This is a genomic window from Baaleninema simplex PCC 7105 (genome assembly GCF_000332355.1).
In the GTDB taxonomy this organism is placed as follows: Bacteria; Cyanobacteriota; Cyanobacteriia; order Cyanobacteriales; family Geitlerinemataceae; genus Baaleninema; species Baaleninema simplex.
This window is the reverse complement of sequence record NZ_KB235958.1, coordinates 2,682,409-2,701,149: the sequence shown is the minus strand read 5'-3', so window position 1 is coordinate 2,701,149 and position 18,741 is coordinate 2,682,409. Positions and strand designations below refer to the sequence as shown.

General features: G+C 50.2%; 15 protein-coding genes, 1 tRNA gene and 1 pseudogene. 10 read left to right on the top strand and 7 right to left on the bottom strand.

Features of this window, described 5'->3' with window-relative positions:
* Both GEI7105_RS30570 and GEI7105_RS0113905 read left to right on the top strand, forming a co-directional pair.
* Nucleotides 1-211 (top strand): DUF4926 domain-containing protein (locus GEI7105_RS30570; RefSeq protein ID WP_245555410.1); only part of this gene is annotated, 211 nt, incomplete at its 5' end.
* A 28-nt stretch (nucleotides 212-239) separates the two neighbouring features.
* Nucleotides 240-1,397: an ISL3 family transposase gene (locus tag GEI7105_RS0113905; RefSeq protein ID WP_026097647.1), complete on the top strand. Its 1,158-nt coding sequence runs from the start codon at nucleotides 240-242 to the stop codon at nucleotides 1,395-1,397.
* A 13-nt stretch (nucleotides 1,398-1,410) separates the two neighbouring features.
* Here GEI7105_RS0113905 and GEI7105_RS30565 read toward each other — a convergent pair whose 3' ends face one another.
* From GEI7105_RS30565 to GEI7105_RS0113880, 4 genes are all read right to left on the bottom strand, one after another.
* Nucleotides 1,411-2,163, bottom strand: a complete 753-nt coding sequence (locus GEI7105_RS30565) for a damage-control phosphatase ARMT1 family protein (RefSeq protein WP_017661059.1) — start codon at nucleotides 2,161-2,163, stop codon at nucleotides 1,411-1,413.
* Nucleotides 2,164-2,173: 10 nt separating this feature from the next.
* Nucleotides 2,174-2,644 carry an AAA family ATPase gene (locus GEI7105_RS0113895; RefSeq protein WP_017661058.1) on the bottom strand — a complete coding sequence of 157 codons (471 nt, stop codon included), beginning with the start codon at nucleotides 2,642-2,644 and terminating at the stop codon, nucleotides 2,174-2,176.
* Nucleotides 2,645-2,903: 259 nt separating this feature from the next.
* A complete protein-coding gene (locus GEI7105_RS30560) occupies nucleotides 2,904-4,952 on the bottom strand; it encodes an SUMF1/EgtB/PvdO family nonheme iron enzyme (RefSeq protein ID WP_017661057.1) in 2,049 nt (682 codons plus the stop codon).
* Nucleotides 4,953-4,970: 18 nt separating this feature from the next.
* Entirely contained in the window at nucleotides 4,971-5,573 is a 603-nt protein-coding gene (locus GEI7105_RS0113880) for a Pepco domain-containing protein (RefSeq protein ID WP_144053802.1), read from the bottom strand.
* A gap of 182 nt (nucleotides 5,574-5,755) precedes the next feature.
* Between GEI7105_RS0113880 and GEI7105_RS0113875 the strand changes: the two genes are divergently transcribed.
* From GEI7105_RS0113875 to GEI7105_RS0113820, 8 genes are all read left to right on the top strand, one after another.
* The gene (locus GEI7105_RS0113875) at nucleotides 5,756-7,051 is read left to right on the top strand and encodes a YcjF family protein (protein WP_017661055.1); all 1,296 of its coding nucleotides are present in this window, start codon (nucleotides 5,756-5,758) and stop codon (nucleotides 7,049-7,051) included.
* Between the two features lie 50 nt (nucleotides 7,052-7,101).
* Complete coding sequence (locus tag GEI7105_RS0113870) at nucleotides 7,102-7,719, top strand: Uma2 family endonuclease (protein ID WP_017661054.1); 618 nt, start codon at nucleotides 7,102-7,104, stop codon at nucleotides 7,717-7,719.
* Nucleotides 7,720-8,532: 813 nt separating this feature from the next.
* Entirely contained in the window at nucleotides 8,533-10,626 is a 2,094-nt protein-coding gene (locus tag GEI7105_RS33510) for a PAS domain-containing hybrid sensor histidine kinase/response regulator (protein ID WP_017661051.1), read from the top strand.
* A gap of 170 nt (nucleotides 10,627-10,796) precedes the next feature.
* Nucleotides 10,797-11,639: a prolipoprotein diacylglyceryl transferase gene (gene lgt, locus GEI7105_RS0113840; protein WP_017661049.1), complete on the top strand. Its 843-nt coding sequence runs from the start codon at nucleotides 10,797-10,799 to the stop codon at nucleotides 11,637-11,639.
* 256 nt (nucleotides 11,640-11,895) lie between these two features.
* Complete coding sequence (locus GEI7105_RS0113835; protein WP_017661048.1) at nucleotides 11,896-13,341, top strand: ATPase domain-containing protein; 1,446 nt, start codon at nucleotides 11,896-11,898, stop codon at nucleotides 13,339-13,341.
* A gap of 263 nt (nucleotides 13,342-13,604) precedes the next feature.
* Entirely contained in the window at nucleotides 13,605-14,819 is a 1,215-nt protein-coding gene (locus tag GEI7105_RS30550; RefSeq protein ID WP_017661047.1) for an EAL domain-containing response regulator, read from the top strand.
* A gap of 120 nt (nucleotides 14,820-14,939) precedes the next feature.
* Nucleotides 14,940-16,301, top strand: a complete 1,362-nt coding sequence (gene der / locus GEI7105_RS0113825; protein WP_017661046.1) for a ribosome biogenesis GTPase Der — start codon at nucleotides 14,940-14,942, stop codon at nucleotides 16,299-16,301.
* Between the two features lie 68 nt (nucleotides 16,302-16,369).
* Nucleotides 16,370-16,456 (top strand) — tRNA-Ser (locus tag GEI7105_RS0113820).
* Nucleotides 16,457-16,641: 185 nt separating this feature from the next.
* Here the strand turns inward: GEI7105_RS0113820 and GEI7105_RS0113815 are convergent.
* From GEI7105_RS0113815 to GEI7105_RS30545, 3 genes and pseudogenes are all read right to left on the bottom strand, one after another.
* Entirely contained in the window at nucleotides 16,642-16,842 is a 201-nt protein-coding gene (locus GEI7105_RS0113815; RefSeq protein ID WP_017661045.1) for an RNA-binding S4 domain-containing protein, read from the bottom strand.
* 7 nt (nucleotides 16,843-16,849) lie between these two features.
* Nucleotides 16,850-17,638, bottom strand: a complete 789-nt coding sequence (locus tag GEI7105_RS0113810) for a carbonic anhydrase (protein WP_017661044.1) — start codon at nucleotides 17,636-17,638, stop codon at nucleotides 16,850-16,852.
* Nucleotides 17,639-17,827: 189 nt separating this feature from the next.
* Nucleotides 17,828-18,741, bottom strand: a pseudogene (locus tag GEI7105_RS30545) (IS701 family transposase); the annotation flags it as partial.

Here is an 18,741-nt window from a genome sequence, read left to right as displayed (position 1 = left end):
TGGAGGCGTTCTGAGTATGACAGTTCTAACGAACGAACCCGAAGTTTTTGATATTGTCGAATTACTGGTTAACGTTCCTGACCGCCATTGCGCGATCGGCAGTCAAGGAACCATTGTTGAATGTTTAGACGACAACCACTTTGAAGTTGAGTTTGTCAACGAAAACGGTGAAACTACTGGGTCTTCGGAGTTTGAGGTGATAATAGTATAATAGAAAACAAATGCAGGCGGATCTAAAGATGAACTTTTTTGTAGAAGACTTAATCAACTTACCCAAAGTAAGAGTGAGAAGCGTGGTCAGGGAACGCGAAGCAATATTTTTGCAGCTAGGCTTTAGAGAAGAGGAAGTTGCCTGTCCTCATTGTGGCAAAAAGACGGGCGAACTTAACCAAACACGAACCGTTAGAGTTCGAGACTTGCCCATTTCGGGTCAACTCGTATATTTGCAAATACCACGGCGTCAGTTTTACTGTAAAAAATGCCAACAATACTTTACAGAAGAACTAGACTTTATTGAAACTGGTCGAAGGTTTACTAGGCGGTACGAAGAATATATTTACGAGCGAGTAATCGCTAGTAGCGTCGAGCAAGTTAAAAGAGAAGAAGACTTGTCTTGGCATCAGGTAAATGGAATTCATCAACAGGTATACGAACGCAAAAAAAAAGTAAATTGGGGACAAGTAAAAAGGTTGGGTTTGGACGAGATAGCAAAACATAAAGGTCACAAAAAATTTGTGACGGTAGTGAGCGATTTAGAGAAAGGAGAATTGATAGAAGTCATCGACTCTCACCAACAAGAAGAAATCGCTGAAGTTCTTCTACAGCAACCGTTAGAGGTCAGAGAGGCAGTCGAAGAAGTCAGTGTAGATATGTGGGGAGGATTTCCAAAGCTTATCGAAAAAGTGTTTCCCAATGCCCAAATTGTCGTCGATAGATTTCACGTTATGAAAGCGGTGAATGACAATCTAAATAAAATCCGAAAGCAGGTGAAGTTTAAAATCAAAATCAAAGGAGCAAAATGGTTATTGCTGAAAAACCAAAAAGACTTAAAAGAAGAGGGATTGGAAAAATTAGAGGCCGTTTTAAAACAGTCAAAACGTTTACGAAAAGCTTATCAGCTTAAAGAGGATTTTAGAGAAATTTATGAAACAACTCAAGACCCAGAGAGCGGAAAAAATAAATTTAAAGAATGGTTGTGTAAAGCACAGAGTATTTATGGTGATGCTGTCAAGACAATTCGCAATCATCTTAACACAATATGTAATTATTTCTTGAGCCGAACAACCAATGGTGTTATGGAGGGTATTAATAATCGTCTTAAACTGATAAAGCGTCAAGCTTATGGCTTTATAAATTTTGAAAATATGCGAATGCGCTTTCTGTCTTGCTTTACTTAATAAATTTTTCTTATCACCTTGTTTTGCGAAGACCCTTTCCTTGACCTTTAGAGATCGCTAAATCGGCAGTTTTAAAGAAATTTTGAAACTCCTCACTGGCTTTTTTTACCACGGTTCCCGGTAACGCGGTTCCTGTGGTGATAACGGGAACTAAATCGGTCAATCCCACGTAAGCCGCATCTTCTAGAGTTGCGTCGTTGATAGCAGGTGCGCCGCGAACCGCTAGAGTGACTTGTTTTTGCTGTTGTAAAAGCTGTTCGATGAGGAGGCGATCGAACGCGATTTCTCCAGTATTGTCGCTGATGTAAAGAATAGTTTTTGCATTTTTCAACTGCTGTTTGAATTCTTCGTAATCAAAGATTTCAAAGTCTTGAGTCAAGCTCTCAAACACGGTTTTTTCTAAGTCGAACGTATCGGAAATGCCGAAATCGACAATATTTCCGGCGATCGCGATGCGAATGGCGGTGAGTAGGGAATCCTCAGCAGTTGCGATCGCCTCTCGCAGATGGGGCGTGAGTTTGAGGGCGATGTCGTTGTAATGTTGTTTGAGATGTCGGTAAGGATCGCGATCGCCGGTGGTTTGGGTGAGGAGTTGTTGGATTTCTCCGGCGACTTCGACTTGAATGGTGTTTTCGGGGAGTTCGGTAAAAACTTGCACTAAACCGTTTAAAATTTGCCAGTGTTGCGTTTCGTCATCGGTGGCGAGTTTCGCGGTTCTCAGGGCTTGTTGGAACAGACAGGGAACGCATTCGGGATGGAGTTTCATGGTTGGCGGTTTAGTGTGACGAGCTGTCGTTGAACTTGGGGTTTTTGGGGATTTCGCTAATTTTAAAGATACCATCTTGTATCGTAACGGAGAAGAGGCGATCGAATCCTTCGGAATAGTCGGGAATTTCGAGTTTTTTGTGGGTCGATCGCACGCCGATTTCAGGGATTTTGGCTTTTCCACTGCGTTGGTTGTTGCGATGTAAGCAATCGGGTAAGGAAGACTCGAAGAAATAGCCGATAACGCTGAATTTGTAGGCTTTCAGGCGGGGGATATATCGAGCGCGATCGGCTTTTGTGGGGTTGGTGTTGTCGATAACGAGGGGTTGTTTTGCTTCCAAACAGGCTTCAAATATCAGCTTTTCTCGATGGCGAGTTTTCAGCATATCGAGGTTGATGCGGATGTGAGTGTTGGCGAAGTTTTGGAAGTAAAAGGTCGATTTTCCTGAACCTTGGATTCCTGTAAATATAATTCCTTGCATATAGCAGTCCTAAATCACTTGTGGAGTCTCGATCTAGCTATAGCAAGGGTTTAGGGAGCCGATCTTTCCACGATTCATCTAGGATTGCTATAGATATATTTTATATCTATAGCAATCCCATTTGATTTGCGAAAAAAACACCGGCTGAAAGACTGGGATCCTGTCCCAAGCGGGGTTTGCCATGTCTGGGATTTTGCAACTGATTTAGGATTGCTATATTATCTTGAACTCCGAATAACCAATATTTTTTGGTTATGAGTTATATACTCAACAATCTAAAACCAATGAAGTTTTTTCTTTGCCTATCATCTCCATATCCACAATCTGCCGATCGACACTGTTCTCGTGCCGCACTCCAAGACCCTCCTCGTAGTATCCAATAATTTTCATTAGCATATATGTATTTGTCTTGACACCATTCTCGAACATTGCCATGCATATCATATAAACCAAATTTATTGGGACAAAAAATACCAACATGAGTAGTTTTCCTTCTACCCCCTTCTTTAGGATTGTTTGGGCTAGGGGCATTTGCATAGCTTGACTCTCCATTATAATTAACATAATCTAGTGTTATAGTTTCTCCGAAGTAAAATGGAGTAGTTGTTCCAGCTCTACAAGCATATTCCCACTCCCTTTCACTAGGCAGCCTATACTCTCTACCTGTTGCTCTAGAAATTCGTTTGCAAAACTCTTGTGTTTCACTCCATAAAACTTGTTCTATTGGTAAATTTTCACCTTTAAAATACGAAATTTCAATATCGAGATCCATGTCAATTTTAGGCATTAATGCTACAGCCTTCCACTGTGCTTGTGTCACGGGATATTTACTCATAAAAAATGGAGGTAAAGTGATATATTCTTGACGCTTGTCACAATTTGAATGCGGAGATATGATATAATCTTCTGGGTTTCCTATTATGATAGAGCCACCGGGAATTTCAACCATTTCCAGTGTGACACCATTCCCCAAATCTTCTATAAAATATCGAGCTGAGTGTTGCTCTCGCTTCACTTCCTCACCCCGTCGGTTCAGTGTAACCGTTTCAAAGGACCATGACTCTAAACCGCCATCAGGAGAGGGGGTTGGCGTGGGTTCAGTTTCCTCTGGAGAGGGTGTTGGTGTCGGTTCTTCCTCTGGCGGAGGAGATTCAGACACGACAGGAACAGGTGTTTCCGTGGGTTTTGGAATAGGTTTTCGAGGAGTTTCTACATCGGGTTCCGACGGCCCAAACATCCCACGACTGGCGAACGCAACTCCCAATCCTACCCCTCCTAAGCTAAGCCACCGTAACGCCTGTCTTCTAGGCACGGGTATCCAATCGCTCAAGCTTACCGAGGCGCGAGAACTATAACCCGTTTTCTGAGATCCAGATGTTGACCCTTGAGATGCAGCTTGTCTGCTGTATCCTGTCGCCAAACGTTCGAGGGCTTCGATCGCTTCGATATCGCTTCCCATCGCCGCCGCATTCACCCGAATCCACAACTGCCGTGCCAGCAACCGATCTCGCTTCACTTCAGCTCGAAGTGCTTCCTGTTTCAAGCGATCGATATCTTCCGGTCTAGCGTACCTCGGCAGCAAAATCAAATGAGATTTCAAGAGCGGTTCTGCAATAACATAGGGTCTTTGAGAATACCCCTCGCCTCGATACTCCCTCAACAACTCTGGAACGCGATGCCGGAGATACTCGTTCAAACGCGCCACTGTCGCACATTGTCCCTGAATTCCCAACCCGTCCAACACCGCACGGGTAAACGCCCCTTGTTGCAAGGATTCCAGTTCGTAAGAATACTCGTTCGGATTACAGGAAAAGAGCGTGACAACTCCTGTTTCTCGGGCTTTCTCCTCCGTCTCTTTACCAATTCCCTCTCCGCTTTTATCCGCTTGGCTGCGACAGGCATCGAGGAACAAAATGACGTTATCTGCGCCGCACTCCCGCAGCGAATCGGCAACGTAACTCGTCAAGAGTGCCGTCGATTCCACATCTTCGCGATCGCCCTCCAACGGCATCAAATAATCCCGTCCCCTGTGGCGCATTCCATGACCGCTGAAGCAAAACCACAGATTATCGCCCGCTCCCATCTTCCGTTGTCGCAGTTCTCGCAACACCCGCCGAATATTGGCGCGATCGGGTTTGGTGCGATCGTTTTTAGCATCGTCGCACAACAGCCAAATCTGCTCGAAATCCGCCTCTTCGCGAAAAAACGTCGCCATTGCCCTGGCGTCCCGTCGCGCACATCTCAACGGTTGTAAAAAGCGATAGCGATCGATCCCGATACAGATTGCAAAATTTCTCGCCTTCGCCATCTCGCTACAGTTCTCGCGTTACTGGGATTTGGGCTTGAATTTCAACTTAAAACTCGTCGTTCCGGCAATGCCAGCGCCCCACCCCACGATATCCACTTTACCGTTAGCAGACATGGCCAGGGACACTTCCACTTCCGACAGTTCCACCGATTGCAACTCCGCTTGTTTTACGGCGCGATTCAACGATCGATCCATCTGTCGCACCAACTTCGTCAATTCCTGTTCGAGAACCGCCACGGGGACTTCATGAGATTTCACGGTTCCAGCTTTCGGGGATGCTTCGTCGGTGTCGCCCTCAAAGCGAGAACTCTCCAGAATACTCGACGCCAAAGCGATCGGATCTTTCGCTCCCGTATAGTTTTCCGCTGTCTCAGCTTCTGGTTCCTGTGCGATCGAATACGCCAACACGCGAATCGTTTCCTCAGACATGGTTTTTTGAGCTAATGTTCGGGCAATTTCCCCCATCATGGCAGATTCGAGAAGACAGATCGTAGGGTGCGTGACTTGAAAAATCGGGTGTAAATCCTGAGACCGAGAAATCGTCACGCACCGCCAACGTACGCCGCCCACATACCCGGACAAATCAGGTGTCGAACACCAAACCGAGAAATCGTCACGCACCGCCAACGTACGCCGCCCACATACCCGGACAAATCAGGTGTCGAACACCAAACCGAGAAATCGTCACGCACCGCCAACGTACACCGTTCCCTATTCCCTGACTCCCCAAAAACGGTTTTCCCCAATTGCAAAGGTCTCCACCCCTTCCTAAAATCAAAGCGATATCGAGTACTTCTCGACCCATGACCGACCCCCAAACCCCCGAACCCGAAACACCGCAATCCACAGAGGACAAAGATACCTCATCCAATCCCGTGGCCAAACTGTGGAACGCCACCACCTCGCGGGTGCAACACCTCAACCCCGTCGAAACCGTTCGTAAAACCGTCCTCGAGTGGTTCAGCGTCAGCGACGATCGCCTCACGGAAATCCTCGCCAGAGTCCGCGAAGAACTCCCCACCACAGAAGCTTTACTGGTGGGAAAACCGCAATCGGGGAAAAGTTCCATCGTTCGCGGCTTAACTGGCGTTTCCGCTGAAATTGTCGGCCAGGGATTTCGTCCCCACACCCAAAACACCGAACGCTACGCCTACCCCTCGGAAGATTTACCCCTCCTCATCTTCACCGACACTGTGGGATTGGGAGACACCCACCGCGACACGGACGAACTCATTGCAGAACTCATCGGTGACTTGGAACGGGAAACCCATCGCGCCAGGGTGCTGATTCTCACGGTTAAAATCAACGATTTCGCCACCGACACCCTGCGCCAAATCGCCCAAGAGTTGCGCCGCAAATATCCCAACATCCCCTGTTTGCTTGCGGTGACTTGTCTGCACGAACTCTATCCCCCCGCGATGGAGGATCACCCTAAATATCCCCCAGAAGTTGAAGCGATCGCCCGTGCGTTTGCTGCGATTCGAGAGGACTTTTCGGGACTGTTCGATCGCGCGGTTCTCATCGACTTCACCTTAGAAGAAGACGGCTACACCCCAGTTTTCTACGGCTTAGACGCCTTCAGTAACAACCTGGCCGAACTCCTCCCGGAAGCGGAATCTCGCGCCATTTACGACCTTCTCGACAAGGGCGCCAGCGAACAAATTGGCAATCTCTATCGAGACGTAGGACGCCGTTACATCCTCGCTTTTTCTCTCATCGCCGCCACCCTCGCCGCCGTTCCCCTCCCCTTCGCCACGATGCCCGTTTTGACGACGCTGCAAGTGTCGATGGTGGGGGTTCTCGGACAGCTTTACGGACAAACCCTGTCGCCGTCGCAAGCCGGAGGCGTCGCCAGTGCGATCGCGGGAGGGTTTCTCGCGCAAATGGTGGGACGAGAGTTAATTAAGTTTATCCCCGGTTTGGGGAGCGCGATCGCGGCATCTTGGGCGGCGGCGTATACTTGGGCCTTAGGTGAGGGGGCTTGTGTGTATTTCGGCGATTTGATGGGGGGTAAAAAACCCGATCCGAAGAAGATTCAAGCGGCGATGAAAGAGGCGTTCGAGTCGGCCAAGCAACGGTTTAAAAAGGTCGATCGTTAGAACTTTCGAGGCAGTCTACAATCGACTTGTGGGGTCGTGGCTGAGAAATAATGACAGAACTGAATTTACTGGCATCTCAACCTTCGCCGCCGAATTACCCCTCGCTGTATCGCTTTGATGTGAGGGCATATCGCCAACTGGCTGAAACTGGGGTGGTGGCGGCGGACGATCGCCTCGAACTGATTCAAGGGACGATTTTAAGAATGTCGCCGATCGGAACGAAGCATCAAGCTTGTGTGGCATTGTTGAATCGGCTGTTTGTGCGTCAACTCGGCGATCGCGCGGTAGTTTGGCCGCAAAATGCGATCGAACTCAGCGATCGCTCTCAACCGCAACCAGATTTGGCATTGTTGAAACCCCGAGAGGATTTCTATAGCGATCGCTATCCCACCCCCGACGATACGGTATTGGTTGTGGAGATCGCAGATAGTACGGTATCGTTCGACCGAGATGTCAAAATGCCGCTGTATGCCTCGGCGGGAATTCGAGAAATGTGGTTGGTGGATTTGATGCGCGGTTGTGTGGAAGTCTATCGAGAACCCAGCGACGTGGGGTATCAGATGAAGCGAACCGCTAGTTTAGACGCGGAAATTGCCCCCGCGACGTTCCCCGATTGTCGGTTAGCTGTGGCTGAGTTTGTCCGCGTGTCGGGGCGATCTTCGAGTTAGGTGAGAGGGCTTGCGTATATTTTGGTAATTTGATGGGGGGGCAAGAAACCCGATCCCCAGAAGATTCGAGCGGCGATGAAAGAGGCGTTTGAGTCGGACAAGCAACGGTTTAAAGACTGTCAGGGATCGGAGCGATCGCTTCTGGTTTTTCTGAGAACCTCGTGTTTGAGAACGTTCGTTGTCTGTATAAATATCGTTGAAAACTCGAGCTTCGCTTCTCTATGCGCCTTCAAACGGCTCGATATGCATTTTTTCGATATTTAACAATAAATTTTAATGTTTCGTTCGATCGTGAAATATACAGCCCATTTTAAGTTGTCGATCGTTGACGTTTGAGCGAGAAGCATTTAAAATGAGAAAAACTCACGTTTTAACATTCGTTTGATTTTTCATATTTTTTGAATTTCCTGTAAACTGGTTTGGCGTAGGGCGATCGCGATCGCAAAAAATGTCAGAAACCTAACGAAAAATACTTTTCTAAACGATAAAAAACATAAGTTAGTTTCTTAGCGATTTCGATCGCCCGCTCGACAGATCGAATTCAAGTATGGTTCCATAGAACCTCCGACCGATCGGTTGTCCCGAACCAGACCGGCCGACAGACAAGAATCCGCAAAACTGAGCGACGGTCAGCTCGATGGCGAGGCGGTTTCGTTTTGCCATCGGAGACAGCACGATCGCGATTGTCGGTTAGATTAGAGATAAAATCGGGGTCTGAGGGCAGCTAGGGGCGATCGGATCGGCTCGAACGATTTCCCCAGCAGAGATCTTCTCCCCGATCGTGCAGGTTTTGGCAAGGTTGGTGTAGACCTTATGTCCCTACAACGCGAAAACGACGAACTGCGTCGAAAAGTTGCAGATCTCGAACGACAACTTCAACGGTTAACCCATCCGTCTGTCGCTCGACGTTCGCACCAACCCCGAGATTCGAGCGTACCGCCCGAACCTTCCGAGACCCTCTGTCACGAACCGTGCGATCGATGGGATCTCAACGGCGCTAACGAAATGGCGTTCGCGACCGATCTCGAGTTTCGCCTCACCTTCCTCAACCCGTTCGGACAAACCCTGCTGCGATGTACGGCCATCTCTTGGCAAGGGCGATCGGTCTTCGACTTCGTTGCCGCAGGCGATCGCGACATAGCCCGCCGCGCCTTCGAGACGATCGCCCCCCACAGCCGACTCAACAGCTTAGAAGTACGCCTGCAACCCCTCGTCGGCGATCCGATCGAAGTCGAAATCAACGCCAGCCTGCAATACCGCAACGGCCGACCCATCGGCATTCTAGTATTCGTGCGCGACGCGAGCGAACGCAAACAGTTCGAGCGACAGTTGCAACTGTTCCGCCGTGCCATCGACGCCGCCAGCGAAAGTGCCATCCTCGTCGATCGCAACGGTACGATCGTCTACGCCAACGCAGCCACCACCCGAACCTTCGGCTACGACACCAACGCCCTCTGCGGACGAAGTGCCAATCTGTTCTATCCCCCCGACGCCGACACTCACATCGACGACTTACTCCAAAAAGCCCTGCAACGCCATCCCTACGGTTGGACTGGCGAAGCGATCTGCCAACACGATAACGGAACTCGCTTCCCCGTCTTAGTATCCGCTAACGCCGTTCCCGACGATACCGGCTGCATCAGTCACGTATTCGTCTTGTCTCGCGACATTAGCTGCCAAAAAGCCTCTCAAGTGGCACTGGCCGACAAAAACCACGAACTCGAACGAGCCAGTCAGCTCAAATCGGCGTTTCTGGCTAATATGTCCCACGAACTCCGTACCCCTCTCACCTCAATTTTGGGCTTTGCCAACCTCCTGCTCCAAGAAATCTACGGCGCCCTCAACGACAAACAACACCTTTACCTCGAACGCATTCACGAAAGCGGCGAACACCTCCTGCGACTCATCGGCGATATCCTCGACCTCTCCAAAGTCGAAGCGGGAAAACTCGAACTCGCCTCGAGTCAAGTGCCGATCGCTAGCCTCTGTACCGATGCGATCGCCCTCGTCAGCGCACTGGCCCGCTCCCGTCAAATCCGACTCCACACCAACATCGACCCGCAAATCGAGACCCTCGAAGGCGACGAACTGCGCCTACGACAAATGCTCGTCAACCTGCTCTCGAACGCGATCAAATTTTCTCATCCCGGCGGCGATGCGGGCATCGACATTCGCTCTCGGGGCGATCGCGTCGAAATGAGCGTTTGGGACGAAGGCATCGGCATTCCCCAAGAGCAACAATCTCTGCTATTCCAACCCTTCCAACAACTCGATAGTTCCCTCTCTCGCCAACACGAAGGGACGGGGTTGGGTTTAGCCCTCACGCGCAAACTCGCCGAACTCCACGGCGGAACCGTCACCTGTCAGTCTCAACTGGGGAGGGGTAGTCGCTTTACCATCGAGCTGCCCCTTCGCCGACGTTCTAGCCTGTCCAACCGACAATCTGTCCCGACTTCCACTAACGTTCGCGTTCGAGGGACTGCGAGCCGCTTGCTCCTCGTCGAAGACCACGACGGAAACGCCCTACTGCTCAAAGACATTCTCGAATTTTGGGGGTTCGCCGTCGATCGCGTTAGTGACGGACGCGACGTGCTAGCGTATCTCGAGCGAGTCCGCCCCGACTGCATTCTCATGGACGTTCATCTTCCCGACGCCGACGGCTTGGAACTCACCCGCCACATCAAACGCCATCCCCGCTGGAACACGATTCCCGTGATCGCAACGACGGCTCTGGCAATGGTGGGCGATCGCGATCGCTGTTTGGAAGCTGGATGTGACGACTACCTCAGCAAACCCATCGGGTGCGATCGCCTCGCTCGCATCCTCAGCCAATATTTACCGCTGTCCTCCGTTGCGCCGGAAGTCCGCACCGTCTCGCACCCCATCTCTCAACCGCGATCGGAATGACGCCGAACCTCCCGCGACGAACGCGCTCCGATCGGCCTCGGAGTTCGTTTTATGATGAAACAGCCCGTTTGCCATCTCGAACGTTTCGCCGCATCCCCAATTTGCGACCTCCCTCGTTCGAGATTTAGCATTTTAGGTTTCCCCTTGTCGTTTTCGCGAGATCGACGATCGTGTCTTTATCCCTGCTTGCGTTTACCTTTACTTCCCCCGGCCCGACGTTATTCGAGCTAGGCCCTCTTTCCGTGCGCTGGTACGGCTTCCTCATCGCCAGTGCCGTCCTCATCGGCGTCACCTTAGCGCAGTATCTCGCCCAACGTCGGGGAGTCGATCCCGAACTCATCGGCGACTTCGCCATTTGGGGCGTGTTAGCTGCCATTCCCTTCGCCCGTCTCTACTACGTCCTGTTTCAATGGGACGTTTACAGTCAGCATCCCGAACAAATTATCGCCATTTGGCGCGGCGGCATTGCCATTCACGGAGCAGTCATCGGCGGTATCCTAGCCGGATTGATTTTCTCGCGCCTCAACAAACTCCCCTTTTGGCAACTGGCCGATTTAGTCTCGCCGTCGTTGATTTTAGGTCAGGCGATCGGGCGCTGGGGCAACTTTTTTAACTCCGAAGCCTTCGGAACGCCGACGGATTTACCCTGGAAACTCTATATTCCCCCCGAACGGCGTCCTCAAAACTACATTGATTTCGAGTATTTTCATCCGACGTTTCTCTACGAATCGATTTGGAATCTCTTCGTTTTTGCAGTGTTGATGGTGTTGTTTTTTAGAGGAGAGCGAGAACGCAATCTCAAACCCGGAACGCTGTTTTTAACCTATTTGGCCGCCTATAGTTTCGGTCGGTTTTGGATTGAAGGCTTGCGAACGGATAGTTTGATGCTAGGTCCTTTGCGAATTGCCCAAGTGGTGAGTTTAGTCGGTATCGTTCTGGGAACTCTCGGTCTCGTTTGGCTCTATCGCTTTAATCGCCGTCTTCCAGAGATCGTACCGCAAGAATCCGACTGAGTTTCGATTTTTCTCGGCTCTTCGGAGTTTAGGGTGACAGAAAAACTAACTTCACGAGATTTCAAGGGTTTTGGCTCTCGAATCTTCAATTTTTTGTATCATGCTATACATTTATAACCACAAACTCCGAAGACCCTTTTTCTCGTACAAAGTGTCACACACCCGGACTAACCTCGGTTTTGCTGCAATATTCGCGTTAAGCTAGAAACGTAGATCGAGGAAACAGGGGCAACTCGTTTTCATCTCATATCAGATAATGTCAGAATCGCGCCTTTCAATTGGAATTCCGGGTCTCGATCGCATTCTCTACGGCGGACTGATTGCGGGGGGGGCGTATTTAGTACGAGGGGGACCCGGTTGTGGAAAAACAACTCTCGGCTTGCACTTTTTGCTGGCCGGACAAGCCGACGGCGATCGCCCGCTCTATATTACGTTGGGCGAGTCAGAGGTGCAAATTCGCCGTAACGGAGGTTTGATGGGCTTCGATCTTAGTGGGATCGAGTTTCTCGATCTCAGCCCCCGTCCCGAGTTCTTCACGGAATTTCAAACCTACGATATTTTCTCAACGGCTGAAGTCGAACGCGATCCCATCGCTCGGTCGATCGTCGAACGGATCGAAGCGTTCCAACCTCGTCGCGTTTTCGTCGATTCGATGACGCAATTTCGCTACCTCGCCAGTGACGGATTTCAATTTCGCAAGCAAGTTTTATCGTTTCTGCGATTTCTACAGGAACGGGGCGCGACGGTATTATTTGTATCTGAAAGTAGTTCGGAGTTTCCCGACAACGATTTACAGTTTATGAGCGATGGCATTATCAATCTCGAGTTTCCAGGTCGAGAACGCTTTGTTTCGATTCAAAAATTCCGGGGTTCGGATTTTTACAGAGGTTCGCATACTCTGAAGTTAAAGGCAAACTGCGGGATTGAGGTATATCCTCGCCTCGTATCTGGCAATTACAGACAGGAGTTTACCTCGGAATCGATTCCGTCGGGAATTCCCGAAATTGACGAACTCCTGCACGGAGGAATCGAACGGGGGACGGTGACGATCGTGACCGGACCGAGTGGTGTGGGAAAAACCACGTTAGCCTCGCAGTTTATGAAGGAAGCGGCCGGACGAGGCGAGCGATCGGTGGTGTATTTGTTTGACGAAGCGGAAGAGACGTTTCTCAATCGTTGCGAGTCGATTAATATTCCCGTTCTGGCGATGAAACAGCGTGGGACGCTGTCGGTCGTGTCGATCGAACCGCTCATGGTATCTCCAGATGAGTTTACGGAAATCGTTCGTCGAGAAGTCGAACAGTTGTCAGCGCGAATTGTCACGATCGACAGTATTTCTGGATATCGCCTTTCGATTCCATCGGGAGATTTAGTCCGACGTTTACACGTTCTCTGTCAGTACTTGAGAAATATGGGAGTTACAGTTATTTTAGTCAACGAAACAGAAGCAATTACAGGAGATTTTCGTGCGACAGAAATCGGTATTTATTATATTGCCGATAGTATTATATTCTTGAAATATATAGAACTCGAACATGAAATTCGTAAAGCGATCGGTATTCTTAAAAAACGAATGGGAGACTTTGAAAAAATACTTAGAGAATTTCAAATAACTCGCTATGGAATTAAGGTGGGTAATCCTTTACGGCATCTTCACGGTCTTTTGTCTGGAGAAATTTCTAAAGCTAAACGTAAAACCTGAAAAACGTCATTTCCACAAAATTCAACCGAGTCGTAACAAAAGTTACTAAATAACTTTAAGCTTTGGTGCATTTCACTTTTGTATAATTGTGAGGAGTAATGCTATTTTTTTTTTGAAGCCTTGCCACAAAAGGATTATGACTGACTCGCATCATTAGAGTACCGCACTACCCAAAATAAAAAGCCAAAAGAGATAGGAAATCTATGTAAAATAAAAGGATATCTCTAAATCCCGATCGCTTTTCTTCTCAAAACGAGAGAACGATGCCACGAATCTTACTGCTCGTCGATCGCCAAGAAAACCGTCGTTTGTTAGTCGAATGGCTCAGTCCGCGTTACGAAGTTTGCGCGTCGCCAGACGACGACGCGATCGCCCAACGGTTCGACCTTTGTATTGTAGACAGTTTAGCGTTCCAACGGTGCTGGAAACACTTGCAAGCGCGACAGGATCGGGAACATCCGGTGTTCGTCCCGATCGTTCTCGTCTCTGCCCATCCGAAACTTAAGTCTCAACAACCTCAGTTGTGGAAGATCGTCGATGAAATCATCGTCACGCCGATTCCGAAAACAGAACTCCAAGCGCGAATCGAAAGATTGCTTCGCAAACGCCAACAGTCTTTGCAACTGAAACTCGGTTCGATCGAAGGACTCGAAACTCAAGGCTCGCAAGCCGATCGCCTGTTGGCACTGCTAGAGTTAGAAGCGGACTTACACCACGCTATCGAACGCAACGAACTGCAAGCCTACTACCAACCCATTATCGAACTGGCCACCGATCGCCTGGTAGGATTTGAAGCCTTAGTTCGCTGGCAACATCCCCAACGGGGGTTAGTCTCTCCCGTGACGTTTATTCCCCTAGCCGAACGGACGAATCAAATTTTCGAGATCGATCGCTGGATGTTGAAAACCGCCTGCACGCAACTCCAACAGTGGCAATCGCGATCGCCAGACAGACCCACGCTACAAATGGGGGTCAACTTTACCAGTTGTCAGTTTCACGACGAGACGCTCTGCGAAACGATCGCAACCCTTCTCGATCGCCTGAACTTACACCCCCAACAACTCAAACTCGAAATTACCGAACGCAGTCTTCTCGAACCGACAGACACCACGCACGAGCAAATTGCTCGACTGCGATCGCTTGGTGTGGAATTTTATCTCGACGATTTTGGCATCGGCTACTCGTCCTTAAACTATCTCAATTCCTTTCCGGTAGACGGTTTAAAACTCGATCGCTCCTTCATCAACAAAATTGGCATCAACGCTAACACCTCCGAAATCGTACAATCTGCCATCGCCTTAGCCCGCAAACTCAACATCGCCGTCGTCGCCGAAGGCATCGAAACGATCGCGCAACAGGCACAATTGAAACAGTGGGGATGTCAGTACGGTCAGGGCTATTTGTTTTCCAAACCTCTCGACGCTCGAGCGATCGCACCGCTAATCCATCGTTTTTCGGGCGATCGCACCTCTGGCTGACCGTAGTGTTTTCAGCAATTTCTCTATCTTAAAAAAACAGGCTATAATAATGTGTTTGGTGTTGCGATCGCGCAACCCTCAACCCAAGTTTCCTTTCACAAATATTTCTAGCTCCGCACCATGTCTCTTCCTATAGTTGCCATTATCGGCCGTCCCAACGTCGGCAAATCCACCATCGTCAACCGTCTCGCCGGACGCAAAGAAGCCATCGTCCACGACGAACCCGGCATTACGCGCGATCGCACCTACAAACAAGCCTTTTGGCAAGACCGCGAGTTTCAAGTGGTCGATACCGGCGGTTTAGTCTTCGACGACGACAGCGAATTTCTCCCCGAAATCCGCGAACAAGCCATGTACGCGCTCGCCGAAGCCAGCGTCGCCATTTTCATCGTAGACGGTCAACTGGGACCCACCTCGGCCGATGCCGAAATCGCCGACTGGTTGCGCCAGCAAAGCGTCCCCGTTCTCCTGGCGGTGAACAAATGCGAATCTCCCGAACAAGGACTCATGCAAGCGGCGCAGTTTTGGGAACTGGGACTCGGCGAACCCTACGCCGTCTCGGGGATTCACGGAAGCGGCCTCGGGGATCTCCTCGATGCAGCGATCGCCTACCTTCCCGCGATCGGCGAACTTCCCGAAACCGACGAAATCAAAGTGGCGATCGTCGGTCGTCCCAACGTGGGTAAATCCAGTCTTCTCAACGCTTTCGTCGGACAAACGCGGGCGATCGTCAGTCCCATTTCCGGCACTACCCGCGACACCATCGACACCCTCATCGAACGCAACGACACCCGCTATCGCCTCATCGACACCGCCGGAATTCGCAAAAAGAAAAACGTCGAATACGGGGCAGAATTTTTCAGCATTAACCGCGCTTTCAAAGCCATTCGCCGCGCCGACGTGGTGTTACTGGTCATCGATGCGATCGACGGCGTGACCGAACAAGACCAAAAACTCATCGGCCGCGTCGTCGATGAAGGTCGCGCCTGCGTGTTGGTGGTGAACAAATGGGACGCCGTGGATAAAGACTCCCATACCATCTACGACTACGATCGCCACCTGGACGATCGCCTCTATTACATGAGTTGGGCCGAACGGGTGTACGTCAGCGCCAAAACCGGCCAGCGGGTTCACAAAATCCTCGACCTGGTGGATGTCGCCGCCTCGGAACACCAACGCCGCGTTGCAACTTCTGTGATTAACGAAGTTCTCGAAGAAGCGATCGCCTGGAAATCGCCGCCGACGAACCGCCAAGGTCGCCAAGGTAAGATTTACTACGGAACGCAAGTCCGAACCCAACCGCCGACCATTGCCTTATTTGTCAACGACCCGAAGCGGTTTAACGACAACTATCGCCGCTACATCGAACGGCAAATCCGCGAACAACTCGGGTTTACGGGAACGCCGATGCGTCTGATTTGGCGCGGAAAGAAAGCGCGGGACGTCGAAGATCGCGGTGTCAACCGCGCGGCGAAGGTGTAGGCAGTGAAGTGATTTTGTCAAGCCCTTGAAAAAAACACCAAATTTGTGCTAGGATGGGGTTCGCACCTGGAGAGGTGGCAGAGCGGTTGAATGCGGCGGACTCGAAATCCGTTATGGGGTCAAACTCATCGGGGGTTCGAATCCCCCCCTCTCCGTTTTACAGTGAAGAGTTAAGAGTGGAGAGTGAAAGGCGCACTGACGATGCGCCTTTTGCAGTTCTCCGCGTAGGGTGTGTGACGCGGGGGAAGAAATCGGGTCGAAGTTAGGTTAACGTTGTTCCCGCGTCACGCACCGACCCTACAGTTCCACCCGATCGTGAGTTATCCGCGCAGCACCGACCCTACAGTTCCACCTGGTAGCTGCGTCCTTGGGTGAAGACGACATCACCGTCAACGAGTTTTCGTCCTCGTCGCGTTTCGACTTCGCCGTTGACGGCCACTTCCCCGTACTGAATCAGGATTTTGGCTTCGCCGCCGGTGCTGACAGCTCCCATCCATTTTAGGAATTGGTCGAGTTTAATGGTTTTAACTGCGTCGGTCATCGTCTCCCTAACCGCCGTAAATTCGAGACGTTTGTTCGGCGGACAGCCAGGGCATTGCCGGATCTTTGCGATGGTCTTCAACGGCTTCGAGTTGGTGCAGTTTGTGCGGCGATAATTCGTCGATCGAATCGGGAAGCGACAAAATACACTGCATCGGCGAGGCTTCGACGTTGGTGTTTTCGTCCGGCATAACGAAGGCGTGGCGCATGGCGTCGTATTCTAAAACGTCTCCGGTTTCGATGTGGTATACCCAGGCGTGAAGGTGCAGCTTCTGTTGGTGCAGCTTGGCGTGAATCACGGGGTAGGTTCGCAGGTTGTCGATTTGCGTCAAGACGTTTTCGGCGATCGCCACGTCGAGGAGGGGTTCGCCTTCGAGGGTCGAATAGTTTTCTTTCAGCAGGCGGCGGGTGGCTTCGGCGTGTTTGAGCCACTCGTACACTAACGGCATTTCTTCTTCTAAGCTACTGCGTTTGAGCAGTCCTTTCATCGCCCCGCAATGGGAATGTCCGCAGACGATAATGTGTTCGATCCCCAAGGCTTGCACGGCATATTCGACGGCCGCCCCTTCTCCCCCGTTGGCCGCCCCAAAGGGCGGGATAATGTTTCCAGCGTTGCGAATGACGAACAGTTCCCCTACCTGCGCGTTCGTGATCAGGTTGGGGTCGATACGCGAGTCCGAACAAGTGATGAACAGGATACGGGGCTTTTGACCGTGGGAGAGTTCTTCAAACAGCTCGCGGTGGGTGCTGAAGTAGGTCGATTGAAATTCCCGCAGACCTTTGAGGAGTTTTTTCATCGTTGTTCGGGCGCGTGTCAGTCAGAGCTAGGGTTCGGACGAAGGTATTTTATCACTGTTTCCGCCGATTATTTTGGAGATCGATTTGATTTGCTTATCGTTGACTTCACCAACTTTGTCGGTGTCTGGGGGCGATCGTCAATGGATTCGGTATCGATGAGGTCTGCCCTAACGGTACTTAAACAAATTTCAAGCCCAAACCAAGCCAAAACGCGCTTTGTGAGCGGCAAACAGGTCTCGATTCTCGTTCAGCCATGCCACAAAACGAAAAGACATGGCTGTCCGAAAAGCCTCTAAAGCATCTACAAAAGTTTCCAAAGGTTGGTTCGCCCACTTCCTTCGTAAACCGCCCGTCAACTTATGCCAAAGGATAAAAGTGTAGGCACAAAATACCAAAATTAAATGCCGCTGTAAACTCTTCAAACCTCTCGCCTGGCATTCCCTCCAACCCAACCATCCTTTGGCTTCCCGATAGAAGACTTCTACCCAGTTTCGCCCTGAGTAAGTGTTCACGACCCATTCGGCAGTCACTTTTTCGGAGTCTTCATTCGTGATGAAATAATCAATTTCTGTCGCGTCCGCATAAGAACTTGCATTCATGACGATAGCAAAGGTTCTTTCTCCTTGTAGACGTGACAGCTCTGCCGTACCCGTCGCCACCCACAGGGTTTTGGGCTTGTTTAAATTTAGAGAAACTGGCGTAAAGTCCTCTTCTGGTAAGCTTTTGGCATATTCATCAAGGCGAATCTTTTGCCAATTTTCTCCCGATTGATTCAGCCAGATTTTCCGATTTTTGGCGACGGCTCCTAGATACTTCAGTCGGCGAGATTCGAGTCCCTTTAAAAAAATTTGTGTTGTTACCATAGCCGGCATCCATGAGGACGATTCCCGGTCGATACCCTCTCTTTAAACTCCGGTCAATTAATTCTAAGGCGATTTCGGGTTCTTTTTGAAAGAGGGATCTTTCTTGCCTGAGGGTAAGGAACTGGCTGGCTGATAGATTTCTACATCCAGAGGCAAATTTTTTTTGCCATCATAGAGATGGGTCGTTACCGCCACGATTCCGTTGTCGAGCTTGCCGATTTCTCCGATGTACTGTCTTC

Excerpts from the sequence above, each read along its gene's own strand:
- GEI7105_RS0113905 (WP_026097647.1), top strand. The coding sequence starts at position 240 with ATGAACTTTTTTGTAGAAGACTTAATCAACTTACCCAAAGTAAGAGTG.
- GEI7105_RS30565 (WP_017661059.1), bottom strand. The coding sequence starts at position 2,163 with ATGAAACTCCATCCCGAATGCGTTCCCTGTCTGTTCCAACAAGCCCTG.
- GEI7105_RS0113895 (WP_017661058.1), bottom strand. The coding sequence starts at position 2,644 with ATGCAAGGAATTATATTTACAGGAATCCAAGGTTCAGGAAAATCGACC.
- GEI7105_RS30560 (WP_017661057.1), bottom strand. The coding sequence starts at position 4,952 with ATGGCGAAGGCGAGAAATTTTGCAATCTGTATCGGGATCGATCGCTAT.
- GEI7105_RS0113875 (WP_017661055.1), top strand. The coding sequence starts at position 5,756 with ATGACCGACCCCCAAACCCCCGAACCCGAAACACCGCAATCCACAGAG.
- GEI7105_RS0113870 (WP_017661054.1), top strand. The coding sequence starts at position 7,102 with ATGACAGAACTGAATTTACTGGCATCTCAACCTTCGCCGCCGAATTAC.
- GEI7105_RS33510 (WP_017661051.1), top strand. The coding sequence starts at position 8,533 with ATGTCCCTACAACGCGAAAACGACGAACTGCGTCGAAAAGTTGCAGAT.
- GEI7105_RS0113835 (WP_017661048.1), top strand. The coding sequence starts at position 11,896 with ATGTCAGAATCGCGCCTTTCAATTGGAATTCCGGGTCTCGATCGCATT.
- GEI7105_RS30550 (WP_017661047.1), top strand. The coding sequence starts at position 13,605 with ATGCCACGAATCTTACTGCTCGTCGATCGCCAAGAAAACCGTCGTTTG.
- der (WP_017661046.1), top strand. The coding sequence starts at position 14,940 with ATGTCTCTTCCTATAGTTGCCATTATCGGCCGTCCCAACGTCGGCAAA.
- GEI7105_RS0113815 (WP_017661045.1), bottom strand. The coding sequence starts at position 16,842 with ATGACCGACGCAGTTAAAACCATTAAACTCGACCAATTCCTAAAATGG.
- GEI7105_RS0113810 (WP_017661044.1), bottom strand. The coding sequence starts at position 17,638 with ATGAAAAAACTCCTCAAAGGTCTGCGGGAATTTCAATCGACCTACTTC.